Origin of the sequence: Plantibacter sp. RU18, from assembly GCF_050613355.1 — a bacterium.
Lineage (GTDB): Bacteria > Actinomycetota > Actinomycetes > Actinomycetales > Microbacteriaceae > Plantibacter.
Genome location: NZ_CP159618.1, coordinates 2,234,697 through 2,246,459, shown reverse-complemented (window position 1 = coordinate 2,246,459; position 11,763 = coordinate 2,234,697). Strand labels below are relative to the sequence as shown.

Below are 11,763 nucleotides of genomic sequence, written 5' to 3'. Positions count from 1 at the left end.
TCGACGTGTGGAGCGGGCCCTGTGGAGGACGTGAGCCCGATGCCGGGCCTTCCGCGTCGGCTAGAACCAGTCGCTCTCGCGGACCTGCTTCATCGCCTCACGGCGGTGCTCCTTCGACAGACGGTCGAGATAGAGGACACCGTCGAGGTGATCGGTCTCGTGCTGCAACGCCTGAGCGAGCAGCCCCTCACCTTCCACGACCACCTCTTCGCCGTCGAGGTCGAGGCCCACGGCGCGCGCGTACGGGTGGCGTGGGGTCGGGAACCACAGACCGGGAACCGACAGGCAACCCTCCCCGATCTCCTCGACGTCGCCGCTCGCCTCGACGAGCCGAGGGTTGATGAGGTATCCGATGACGCCGTCGACGTTGTAGCTGAACACCCGCAACCCGACGCCGATCTGTGTGGCAGCGACCCCCGCGCGTCCTGGGAGCTCGACACTGTCGACGAGGTCACGCACGAGTCCCCGCACGTCGTCGTCGATCGCCCCGACCTCGATCGTCGGGGATTTCAGCACCGGGTCGCCGAAGAGTCTGATGGTGCGTGTCGCCATGGGTGGGTCCTTCCATTCAGGCGTCGCGCACGGGCACCTTCCTCGTGGCGGGCAGTCCCTCCAGCACGAGCGCGGCGAGCGTGCGCGCCGCATGGCGGGTGACGGGGCTGAGATCACGGAACGAGACAGGGCCTCCGGCGGCGAGCCGGGGGTCGTAGGGGATGCGGACGATGTGCCTGACCCGGGAGGCGAAGTGCGTCTCGATCTCCCGGAGGTTCACGAGCTGGGTCCCCTGCGTCGCCGTGTTGAGCGCCACAACGGCGTTCCGCACGAGCTCCGGATACCCGTTCGACTCGAGCCAGGAGAGCGTCTCAGAAGCCGACCTGGCCTCGTCGACGCTGCCACCCGTCACGACAACGATCGTATCCGCCCGACGAAGGGTCGCGCGCATCACGGAGTGGACGATGCCTGTTCCGCAGTCGGTCAGCACGATCGAGTAGTGCTGCGCCGCGAGATCCGCGACGATGTCGTAGTCGTGATCGTCGAATGCCTCGGAGCGGTGCGGGTCTGTGTCGGAGGCGATGACGTCGAGTCTTGTCGCATCCCGGGCGACCATCTCGGAGAAGTCCGTGAACCCACCGAGGCTCGCAGCCCGCTCCACCACATCCTTCGCGGTGTACCTGGCGGGCTTCGCGATGCGTTCGGCGAGCGTCCCACGATCCGGATTCGCATCGATGGCGATCACCCGGTCCTCCCTGGTGCTGGCGAGCGCCATCCCGAGCAGCGTGGTCACGGTGGTCTTCCCCACGCCGCCCTTGCGTGTGAGCACCGGGACGTAGCGTGCGCCGCCGTCGAGCGCCTTCGCGATCCGAGCGTCGAGGGCGGCCTCCGCGCGAGCCTCCTTCGAATCCTTGAGCCGGAGTGAGCCCCCTGACCACCGGTAGAACCGGCTCCGCCAGAACCCCTTCGGCGGGATGCGCAACGACTTCGACCCGGACAGAAGTCGGTCGGCCGTCAATTCGTCGGATCGCTCCGGCTCGTTCCCGTCATGGCGACGTCGTGCACGCAGCCTGAGTTCCCCGGTCGACAGCGTCTCGTCGTCGACGTGATCCGACGGTACCGACTCCCCCAATGACCCCACCACCGCGCCCGACGACCCGTCGACCGCTTCATCGTTGACGATGCGGATCGACCGGGTCCCTGCTCCGTGGATGGCCGCGACAGCGGGATCGACCGGCAGCTCGTCGAGCGCGACGGCGCGCTCGTCCGCCGGCATGATCCGACGCGCAGGCGGCGGGAGCTCGATCCCGGCGGTGACGACGACCGCCCGCCGAGCCGCGGTGTGCTGCCCGGGGACGACCGCACCCGTCTCCGCGTCGCGAACCAGGGCGTGCCGACGATCGCCGTGCTGACGTGCTTCGGACATCGCTGGCCCCCTGCTCGGTTCGGCCCACGCTCATGCGGGTACAACGCAGGCACTGCTCAGGGCACACAGCCTACTCACGGCGAGCGGGCAGCGTAAGGGGACGCGGAAACCGGCCGTATCGCCCGACAGCGGGTGATACGACCGGTTCCGATGAGTGGTTGCCTCGGACGGCGTCCGAGCTGAGCATCCTGAGCTACGCGCTCGGCTTCACGACGACGAGCAGGTCACCCGCCTCCACCTGCTGGGTGGCCGGGATCGCGAGACGTTCGACGACGCCGGCGACGGCCGAGGTGATCGCCGCCTCCATCTTCATGGCCTCGATCGATGCGACCGGCTGACCGGCCTCGACGCGATCACCGACAGCGACCTTGACCGTCACGACACCGGAGAACGGCGCTGCAACCTGTCCGGGCACGGCGGAATCAGCCTTCTCCGCGACCTTCGAGTCGACCTCGATGCCACGGTCGCGCACGAACACCGGGCGCAACTGGCCGTTGAGCGTGGCCATGACGGTGCGCATGCCCTTCTCATCCGCCGCTCCGATCGCCTCGAGGCCGACGAACAGCCGCACACCCTTGTCGATCTCGACGACATGCTCCACTCCCGGCTCGAGACCGTAGAGGTAGTCGGTGGTGTCGACGACGGAGAGGTCACCGAACTGCTCACGCTGCTGCTCGAACTGCTTCGTCGGTGCAGGGAAGAGGAGTCGGTTGAGCGTGGCACGACGCTCCGTCGACGAGCCGTCGAGAGCCGCCTGGTCCTCCGGCGTGATCGGCGTGATGCCGATGTCGACCGAGCGACCGGCGAGCACCTTCGAGCGGAACGGCTCAGGCCAACCGCCGGGCAGCTCACCGAGTTCACCGGCCATGAAGCCGACGACCGAGTCGGGGACGTCGTACTTCTCCGGATTCGCCTCGAAGTCGGCGGGATCCGCCTTGACCGCGGCGAGGTGCAGGGCGAGGTCGCCGACGACCTTGCTGGACGGTGTCACCTTCGGGACCCGACCGAGGATGTTGTTCGCCGCGGCGTACATGTCCTCGATGAGCTCGAAGTGGTCCGCCAGCCCCAGCGCGATGGCCTGCTGACGCAGGTTCGACAACTGTCCGCCGGGGATCTCGTGCGTGTAGACGCGACCGGTCGGGCCGGCGAGGCCGGACTCGAACGGACGGTAGATCGCTCGGACGGCCTCCCAGTAGGGCTCGAGGTCCGAGATCCCCTGCAGCGAGATGCCAGTGTCGCGCTCGGTGTGCGCGAGCGCCGCGACGAGCGAGGACGCCGACGGCTGGCTGGTGGTGCCTGCCATCGGTGCGCTCGCGACGTCGACCGCGTCGGCACCGGCGTTGCTCGCTGCGAGCAGTGTCGCCAGCTGACCACCCGGCGTGTCGTGGGTGTGCACGTGGACCGGGAGGTCGAAGCGCTCCCGGAAGGCAGTGACGAGCTTCGCCGCCGCGAACGGTCGCAGCAGGCCGGCCATGTCCTTGATGGCGAGGACGTGTGCGCCGGACTCGACGATCTTCTCGGCGAGACGCAGGTAGTAGTCGAGGGTGTAGAGGTCTTCCGCCGGGTTCAGGAGGTCCCCCGTGTAGCAGACGGCGACCTCCGCGATCGTCGTGCCGGTCTCGACGACCGCGTCGATCGCCGGACGCATCTGTGAGACGTCGTTCAGCGCGTCGAAGATGCGGAAGATGTCGATACCCGTCGCGGCGGCCTCGTGCACGAAGGCACTCGTCACCTCGGTCGGGTACGGCGTGTAGCCCACCGTGTTCCGGCCGCGGAGCAGCATCTGGATCGCGATGTTCGGCATTGCCTGACGCAGTGACGCCAAACGCTCCCACGGTTCTTCACCGAGGAAACGGAGGGCGACGTCGTATGTCGCGCCGCCCCAGGCCTCGACGGACAGCAGCTCGGGGGTGAGCCTCGAGACGTACGGGGCCACCGCGAGCAGGTCCTTCGTGCGCACACGGGTCGCGAGCAGCGACTGATGGGCGTCGCGGAACGTGGTCTCGGTGACGGCGAGGGCCTTCTGCGCACGCAGGGCGTCAGCGAAACCCTTCGGGCCGAGCTCGAGCAGACGCTGGCGCGAGCCGGCGGGGGCGTCGGCGGTGATGTCGATCGCCGGCAGCTTGGCCGCAGGGTCGGCGCCGGGCGGGCGCGAACCGTTCGGCTGGTTCACGGTGACATCCGCGAGCCAGTTCACGATCTTCGTGCCGCGGTCCTTCGAGACATGGCCGCGCAGCAGCTGCGGGCGCTCGTCGATGAAGGAGGTGCTCAGGTCTCCTGCGACGAAGGACTGGTCCTCGAGCACGGCCTGCAGGAACGGGATGTTCGTCGACACGCCTCGGATGCGGAACTCGGCGAGAGCCCGCTTGGCGCGGGTGACCGCTGCCTCGAAGGTGCGTCCGCGGCACGTGAGCTTCGCGAGCATGGAGTCGAAGTGGGGGCTGATCTGTGCTCCGGACGCCACGGTGCCGCCGTCCAGGCGGATCCCGCCGCCTCCCGGCGAACGGTAGGTGGTGATCTTGCCGGTGTCCGGCCGGAACCCGGCGGTCGGGTCCTCGGTGGTGATGCGGCACTGGAGGGCGAAGCCGCGCAGGTGCAGCGAGTCCTGGGTGAGGCCGAGGTCGCTCAGCGACTCGCCCGCCGCGATGCGCATCTGGGACTGCACGAGGTCGACATCGGTGACCTCCTCGGTGACCGTGTGCTCGACCTGGATACGCGGGTTCATCTCGATGAAGACGTGCTCGCCCTTGCGCTCACCAGCCGTGTCCAGCAGGAACTCGACCGTGCCGGCGTTGACGTAGCCGATGGACTTCGCGAACGTGATGGCGTCGCGGTACATCGCCTGACGGACGTCCTCGTCGAGGTTCGGAGCGGGAGCGATCTCGACGACCTTCTGGTGGCGACGCTGCACGGAGCAGTCGCGCTCGAAGAGGTGGATGGTCTCGCCGTCTGCGCTCGCGAGGATCTGGACCTCGATGTGGCGCGGACGCACGACAGCCTGCTCGAGGAACATCGTCGGGTCGCCGAAGGCGCTGTCAGCCTCGCGCATGGCCGCCTCGAGGGCGCCGCGCAGTTCCTCGGGCGTGTCGACCCGGCGCATCCCGCGCCCGCCACCACCGGCGACGGCCTTGGCGAAGATGGGGAATCCGATGTCCGCTGCGCCGGCGAGGAGCTCCTCGATGTCGCGGCTCGCGGGCGTCGACTTCAGCACCGGGACGCCCGCAGCGATGGCGTGCTCCTTCGCGGTGACCTTGTTGCCAGCCATCTCGAGCACCGACGACGGCGGACCGATGAAGGTGATCCCTGCAGCACGAGCGGCCTCTGCCAGCTCGGGGTTCTCGGAGAGGAACCCGTAGCCGGGGTAGATCGCGTCGGCACCGGACTCCTTCGCGACCCGGATGATCTCCGAGACGTCGAGGTAAGCCCGGACCGGGTGACCCTCTGTGCCGATCTGGTAAGCCTCATCGGCCTTCAGCCGATGCATCGAATTGCGGTCCTCATAGGGGAACACCGCAACCGTCTTCGCCCCCAGCTCATACGCGGCACGGAACGCCCGAATGGCGATCTCTCCGCGATTGGCGACAAGAATCTTCCTGAACATGGAACCCTTCCCACAACAGCCAACTCAGCAAACGTTGAGATTACCTAGCCTAGTCAAGGTAACGTTGTGCCTTGTGCATGTACTCAGCGTTAGCTCCCTGAAGGGGGGCGTCGGCAAGACCACCGTCACCCTTGGCCTGGCTTCCGCCGCGTTCTCGAAGGACATCCGCACTCTGGTGGTCGATCTCGACCCCCAGTCGGACGTCTCCACGGGTATGGCCGTCGACGTCGCGGGCCACCTCACGGTGACCGATGTCCTGACCTCGCCGAAGAAGAAGATCGTCGAACAGGCGATCGTGGCGAGCGGCTGGACGAAGATCCACCCCGGCAAGATCGACGTCATGATCGGCAGCCCGTCGGCCATCAACTTCGACGGCCCGCACCCGAGCATCCGTGACATCTGGCGGTTGGAAGAGGCTCTCGCCCACGTCGAGGAGGAGTACGACCTCGTCCTCATCGACAGCGCCCCCTCGCTCAACGCCCTCACCCGCACGGCCTGGGCTGCGAGCGACCGTGTCGCCGTCGTGACCGAGCCCGGCCTGTTCTCCGTCTCCGCCGCAGACCGCGCCCTGCGTGCCGTCGAGGAGATCCGTCGCGGACTGAGCCCCAGGCTCCAGCCGCTCGGCATCATCGTGAACCGGGTCCGCCCGCAGTCGATGGAGCACCAGTTCCGCATCAAGGAACTCCGCGACATGTTCGGCCCCCTCATCCTCAACCCGCAGCTGCTCGAGCGCACCTCTCTCCAGCAGGCGCAGGGCGCAGCGAAGCCCGTGCACGTCTGGCCCGGCGACACCGCTCAGGAGATGGCGAAGAACTTCGACTCGCTCCTCGATCGAGTGCTCCGCACCGGACGCGTCGGCGAGTATGCCGACGGTGCTCCCCCGGAGCCGGCCGCGGTGGCGAGCAACACGGTCAGCCCGGCGGCGATCGACGCCGCTTCGACGACCGAGGACTGACAACAGTCGAGCCTCCGCCCCTGGGTTCGGGTGGCGTCCATGATGCCCCTCGACAAGCTCGGGGCGCGGGAGCGCGCCCGACAGCCGGGAAAGCACTCGCGCACGGAAGCGCGCTCGACGAGCCGGACTCTGCGAGAGGGTGACGTGCTGGTGCGGAGTGCGCCCTAGGCAGTGCGGGCGGTACGACGCGCTGCAAGCTCGTCGAGCGGGTCGCTGGCCTGCGCGTCGAACTCGATGAGGGTGGACTCGACCTCGCGGAGGACCTTGCCGACGGCGATGCCGAAGACGCCCTGTCCGCGGCTGACGAGGTCGATGACCTCGTCGTTGGAGGTGCAGAGGTACACGCTCGCGCCATCACTCATCAGCGTGGTCTGCGCGAGATCCACGATCCCCGCCTCTCGGAGCTGATCGACGGCGGTGCGGATCTGCTGGAGGGAGATGCCGGTGTCGAGCAGTCGCTTCACGAGTTTGAGGACGAGGATGTCGCGGAAACCGTAGAGACGCTGGGTGCCGGAGCCGGAAGCGCCTCGCACGGTCGGCTCCACGAGGCCGGTGCGCGCCCAGTAATCGAGCTGGCGATAGCTGATGCCGGCTGCACGGGCGGCGATCGCCCCGCGATAGCCCTGGCCGTCTTCGAGCTCGGGCAGACCATCGGTGAACAGCAGCCCGAGGTCACCGTATCGTGACGCACTGTCGCGACTGAGTTCACTCATGTCTGGTTCTCCTCGATGTTCGATGCGGCATCTGCGTGGTCTCGACGGGGACGTCGTGACGGCTTGTCGCTCCCACCACGCTACCGATCCGGTGGCCCCAACGCTGCGACATCCGTCCGAAAGCGGCGGCGTGTCGTGGCGAGTGATCGAACCGTGACCTGACCGTGACTGAGCGGTCCGTGGTGGACCGGGTGCCAGGGCGTGCCGTGGTGGATGAGGGCAGTCTACGCCCGAACCCGCGGGTCAGGAGGTTTGATGTCTCTCGAGCGCCGAACGGACGAGATTCGACCGCACTCCTTCGAGCGCTGCGGCGATCTCGAGCGACCGGTCCGCTGCACGAGCTCGACCGGCCGCGTCGTTCCGCTTCGCGACCGCGCTCAGGGCACTCTCGATCAACCCGACCTCACGCTCCACGGAGGCTCGGAAGCCGCGGAGGTGACGCGGCTCGATCCCGGACCGCTGCAGCTCGACGAGGATGCGCAGCAGCGAGGCGACGTCGTCGCCGTAGCTCTCCGCCGGCAGGATCAGCGACGCGCTGACCGCGTCGTTGAACAGCAGGGGCGTGGCGCCGGCCTCACGGATGAGTTCGTTCCGTGAGAGACGCCTGGCGCTCGGGTGGATCGACGGCGAGCCGACAGCCTGGCCGGTGCCGGGGAACATCGGGGATCGGCCCGCGTCGACCTCGACGAGGTAGGTGCGGATGACCTTCAACGGGAAGTAGTGGTCTCGCTGCATGGACAGGATGAGGCGGAGACGCTCGAGATCGTCACCGGAGAACTTGCGGTAGCCGGACTTCGTGCGGGCAGGCGACACGAGACCCTGCTCCTCCAGGAAGCGGAGCTTCGAGTTGCTCAACTCGGGGAACTCCGGCGTGAGCCGCGCGAGCACCTGGCCGATACCGAGCAGCGGAGCTCCGTCGCCTCGCGCCTCAGCGCTGGCAGCCGCCACTAGCTTCCCAGCTGCGATGCGAGGTCGATCCGAGAAGCGTAGAAGGTGAGTCGGAACTTACCGATCTGCACCTCTGCCGCATCCCGCAGGATCGCCTTGTCGATGCGGATGCCGTCGAAGTAGGTGCCGTTGAGCGAGTTCAGGTCGCGGATCTCGAACGCCGTGCCGTGACGGTGGAACTCGGTGTGCCGGCGCGAGACCGTGACGTCGTCGAGGAAGATGTCGGCCTCGGGGTGACGCCCGACCGTGGTGACGTCGGCGTCGAGCAGGAAACGAGCGCCTGCGTTCGGGCCGCGTCGCACGATCAGCAGTGCGGACCCGGAGGGCAGCGCTGCGATGGCCTCATGCTCTTCGGCGGTGACGTCGGAGTCGATGGCCGCAAGGGCTGCTCCGAGGTCCTCACCGAAGGTGAGGGTCGTGTCGACTTCGCGCTCATCCGAGCCGTTCGTCGGGGTGCCGTCCTCGGCAGCTCCCGGCGTGTACGCCCCGGTCGCGGGATTCTTCTCATCGTGCTCAGCCACCGTCGACCTCCTCTCCGTCAAGCGTATCCGATGTGGCGTCCCTGTCGAGCCGCCCGGTCGAGGGTGGTAGGGAGGAATCGTGAGGTTTCCGGCGCGCACGCCCCGCGATCTCGACGGTTTGACGGAGGTAGAGGAAACCCGCCCACCAATACAGGACGGCACCGACGATCGAGCAGGCCCATCCGATCGGCGTCGCGACCGGGGAGATCAGCGGGAACGCCTGCCCGAGCATGAGCACCGGAAGACCGATGAAGAGCAGCGCCGTCCCCCATTTGCCGACGCGGATCACGGGGAGCACCGCACGCCCCGAGCGATGCAGCACGACCGCGAGACCGAGCAGCAGCAGGTCGCGGCCGAGCACGACCACGAGCAGCCACCACGGGATGAGCCCACGAGCCGCGAGACCGAGCAGCGCGGCGATGATGTACAGCCGATCGGCAGCGGGGTCGAGCTGGCGGCCGAGCTTGGTGATCTGGTCGAATCGGCGCGCCACCCAGCCGTCGAGCAGATCCGTGAAACCCGAGAACGCGAGCGTCGCGAGCGCCCACAGGTCCTGCCCCTGCAGCAGGAGCACCAGGAAGACCGGGACCAGCACGAGGCGGAAGGCACTCAGAGCGTTGGGCACCGTGACCACGCGGTCCTCGCCGGTCCGTACTCCGCGCTCCACGTCCTCACCCACGGTCAGAGTCTACCGACGGCACGGGCGTCGCCAACGATCGCGGACCGGCGGCGGGGCTGCTCTACAGTCGGAGGATGGAGAGCACCTCGAGCGTCCGCGTCGACGCGTGGATCTGGGCCGTGCGGCTCACGAAGACGCGCTCTGCGGGCGCGACGGCATGCCGAGCGGGGCATGTGCGGGTGAACGGTGAACGGGCGAAGCCCGCGCAGCCGGTCCGGATCGGCGATGAGGTGCGACTCCGCGTCGCCGGCTTCGATCGCATCGTGGAGGTGCGCCGCCTCATCGCCAAACGCGTCGGCGCTGAAGTGGCAGCCGACTGCCTCATCGACCGCTCTCCCCCGCTCCCGACCCCGGAGGAGCGTCAGGTCGTCGCCGTCCGCGACCGCGGGGCCGGTCGGCCGACGAAACGCGAACGCCGAGACATCGAACGCCTGCGCGGCCACTGACCCGGCGCGCTCGTTCATCGCCAACGCATCGGGAGCACCCAGGGAACGCTCAAGTCTCACCAAGGTGGTTCAGGCATCCTGTGACGATGTTCCGTCGCCACCCCGTGCTCAGCACCCTCACTGTCGCGTACCTCGCGCTCGTGGGGTTCGTCACGCTCGGCCCTCGACCCTTCGACGGAGCGACGGAGCGGCTCGTCTACCGCGTGATCGACGTCCTGTCACGCTCTGAGGCCACGTCCTGGATCACCTATGACCGCGTGGAGTTCGGCGCGAACATCGCGATGTTCATTCCCATCGGGGTCTTCTTCCTCCTGCTCTTCGGGCGGCGGCGCTGGTGGCTCGCGATCCTGGCCGCCGCGACGCTCACCGTCGGGATCGAGACCATCCAATTGATGATCCCGGGCCGGGTGAGCGACACCCGCGACCTCGTCGCGAACACGACCGGCGCCATCGCCGGTGTCGTCGTCGGTCTCGTCCTCACCGCGGGACGTGCTCGTCGGTTGCAGGCGGCAGCCCGCCGCCGACCGGTACTGCAGCACTGAAGTCTGAGCGCGGGGACGGATTCACAGCTGGCTGGGAGAGGCTCCAAGGCCATGTCAGTAGAGTGCCAGCGGGCCATCGGCCCGGGAGAAGCAGAGCTGGAGCGGAACATCATGAGCGGACCATCGTCGTCGGAGAACCTCGAGGAGCTGAAGCGCCTCAAGGACGAGTTCACGCGATTCATGATGCTGTACAAGTTCGGGATCGATGAGATCACGACCAAGATCAACATCCTCAAAGAGGAGTTCAGCCAGATCCACGACTACAACCCGATCGAGCACATCAGCTCCCGGTTGAAGTCGCCGGAGAGCATCATCGGCAAGATCGAGCGGAAACAGTACGGTCAGGACATCGACGACATCCGCGAGCACATCACGGACATCGCGGGCGTCCGGGTGACGTGCAGCTTCATCTCCGACACGTACAAGGTGTTCGAGCTGCTGACGAGTCAGCAGGACATCACCGTCGTGCGCGTCAAGGACTACATCGCGCACCCGAAACCGAACGGCTACCAGAGCCTCCACGTCATCGTGGAGGTCCCGGTGTTCATGTCCGACGGCGTCGTGCAGGTTCCGGTCGAGATCCAGTTCCGCACGATCGCGATGGATTTCTGGGCGAGCCTCGAGCACAAGATCTACTACAAGTACGACAAGGCCGTCCCCGACACCCTGCTCGCAGAGCTCAAGCACGCCGCCGAAGCAGCCTCGCGGCTCGACGCCAAGATGGAGCATCTCCACGGAGAGGTCCTCGCGCTGGACGCCGCGACGCCGTCACGGACTACCGCAGACGGCCACCCGAAGCCACCCTCACTCGCGGACCGCGTCATGACGGAGCTGATCGACGGCCTGTGATCGCCGTCGGACCGGGACGAACGACCTCAGAGCGCTTTACGCATCTGCACGGCCATCGTCTCGTACCCGAGGGATTCGTACAGCCCGCGAGCGACCCGGTTGAAACCGAACACGTTCAGGCCGAGCGTCTTGGCGCCCTGCTCCTGTGCTGCGGTCTCCGCCAGTTCCATGGCGCGGCGTCCGAACCCTCGACCACGGTGCGCCTCGTCGATCTCGACGTCCCAGATCCACCATTCGTCAGGCTGGCTGGTGCTGCGCGGACCGATCCACAGCACACCGACCGGGACCTCGTCGACCATGACCTCGAACACCAGATGACCCACCTGCATCCGGCCCGCCGGGAAGGTGTCCGCGAGCGATTGCGCGGCTTTCGCCGTCGCCTCCGCCTCGGTCTCGCCGGCCTCGATGCGCTCAATCCGGTACTGGGCGTTCGCTGCCAGCATCCATCCTCGGAGACGGTCGGTGGGCATTGGGACGAGCCTGGCGTTCATGAGGAAATCCTCGCACACACGTGATCGGGTACTATGCGGCAGATGTCGGGAATAGTTCTCCCCCCGAACGAGCTGGACTCCGAAGGACACACGATTGGGA

12 protein-coding genes are annotated in these 11,763 nt (G+C 67.5%); 4 read left to right on the top strand and 8 right to left on the bottom strand.

Translation table 11 applies throughout. The features are described from left to right. Nucleotides 1-60 precede the first annotated feature (60 nt). The 3 genes from ABMA10_RS10830 to ABMA10_RS10820 form a co-directional block, all read right to left on the bottom strand. On the bottom strand, nucleotides 61-552 hold the full coding sequence (locus ABMA10_RS10830) for a peptide deformylase (RefSeq protein ID WP_347866631.1): 492 nt from the start codon (nucleotides 550-552) through the stop codon (nucleotides 61-63). A 16-nt stretch (nucleotides 553-568) separates the two neighbouring features. Further along, nucleotides 569-1,918, bottom strand: a complete 1,350-nt coding sequence (locus ABMA10_RS10825; RefSeq protein WP_347866632.1) for a MinD/ParA family ATP-binding protein — start codon at nucleotides 1,916-1,918, stop codon at nucleotides 569-571. Nucleotides 1,919-2,111: 193 nt separating this feature from the next. Continuing rightward, nucleotides 2,112-5,519, bottom strand: a complete 3,408-nt coding sequence (locus ABMA10_RS10820; RefSeq protein ID WP_431031493.1) for a pyruvate carboxylase — start codon at nucleotides 5,517-5,519, stop codon at nucleotides 2,112-2,114. Nucleotides 5,520-5,592: 73 nt separating this feature from the next. Here ABMA10_RS10820 and ABMA10_RS10815 point away from each other — a divergent pair, with 73 nt between their 5' ends. Continuing rightward, complete coding sequence (locus tag ABMA10_RS10815) at nucleotides 5,593-6,474, top strand: ParA family protein (protein WP_347866634.1); 882 nt, start codon at nucleotides 5,593-5,595, stop codon at nucleotides 6,472-6,474. A 164-nt stretch (nucleotides 6,475-6,638) separates the two neighbouring features. Here ABMA10_RS10815 and ABMA10_RS10810 read toward each other — a convergent pair whose 3' ends face one another. The 4 genes from ABMA10_RS10810 to ABMA10_RS10795 all read right to left on the bottom strand — a co-directional run bounded on the left by ABMA10_RS10810 (nucleotide 6,639) and on the right by ABMA10_RS10795 (nucleotide 9,335). After that, nucleotides 6,639-7,187, bottom strand: coding sequence for a MerR family transcriptional regulator (locus ABMA10_RS10810; protein ID WP_347866635.1), 549 nt, complete (start codon nucleotides 7,185-7,187; stop codon nucleotides 6,639-6,641). A 243-nt stretch (nucleotides 7,188-7,430) separates the two neighbouring features. Then, nucleotides 7,431-8,135 carry a transcriptional regulator FtsR gene (gene ftsR / locus ABMA10_RS10805; RefSeq protein WP_347866636.1) on the bottom strand — a complete coding sequence of 235 codons (705 nt, stop codon included), beginning with the start codon at nucleotides 8,133-8,135 and terminating at the stop codon, nucleotides 7,431-7,433. After that, nucleotides 8,135-8,656 (bottom strand): FHA domain-containing protein, encoded by a 522-nt coding sequence (locus tag ABMA10_RS10800; protein WP_347866637.1) that lies wholly within the window; start codon nucleotides 8,654-8,656, stop codon nucleotides 8,135-8,137. The genes ftsR and ABMA10_RS10800 overlap by 1 nt, the downstream gene beginning before the upstream one ends. Beyond that, nucleotides 8,649-9,335 (bottom strand): CDP-alcohol phosphatidyltransferase family protein, encoded by a 687-nt coding sequence (locus ABMA10_RS10795; RefSeq protein WP_347866638.1) that lies wholly within the window; start codon nucleotides 9,333-9,335, stop codon nucleotides 8,649-8,651. Before ABMA10_RS10795 ends, ABMA10_RS10800 begins: the two co-directional genes overlap by 8 nt. 74 nt (nucleotides 9,336-9,409) lie before the next feature. Here ABMA10_RS10795 and ABMA10_RS10790 point away from each other — a divergent pair, with 74 nt between their 5' ends. The 3 genes from ABMA10_RS10790 (at nucleotide 9,410) to ABMA10_RS10780 (ending at nucleotide 11,172) form a co-directional block, all read left to right on the top strand. Then, entirely contained in the window at nucleotides 9,410-9,781 is a 372-nt protein-coding gene (locus tag ABMA10_RS10790; RefSeq protein ID WP_347866639.1) for an RNA-binding S4 domain-containing protein, read from the top strand. 86 nt (nucleotides 9,782-9,867) lie between these two features. Continuing rightward, nucleotides 9,868-10,323, top strand: a complete 456-nt coding sequence (locus ABMA10_RS10785; protein ID WP_347866640.1) for a VanZ family protein — start codon at nucleotides 9,868-9,870, stop codon at nucleotides 10,321-10,323. A gap of 111 nt (nucleotides 10,324-10,434) precedes the next feature. After that, nucleotides 10,435-11,172 carry a GTP pyrophosphokinase gene (locus ABMA10_RS10780; RefSeq protein ID WP_431031492.1) on the top strand — a complete coding sequence of 246 codons (738 nt, stop codon included), beginning with the start codon at nucleotides 10,435-10,437 and terminating at the stop codon, nucleotides 11,170-11,172. Between the two features lie 26 nt (nucleotides 11,173-11,198). Here the strand turns inward: ABMA10_RS10780 and ABMA10_RS10775 are convergent, their stop codons facing one another. Further along, nucleotides 11,199-11,663 carry a GNAT family N-acetyltransferase gene (locus tag ABMA10_RS10775; protein WP_347866642.1) on the bottom strand — a complete coding sequence of 155 codons (465 nt, stop codon included), beginning with the start codon at nucleotides 11,661-11,663 and terminating at the stop codon, nucleotides 11,199-11,201. Nucleotides 11,664-11,763 lie beyond the last annotated feature (100 nt).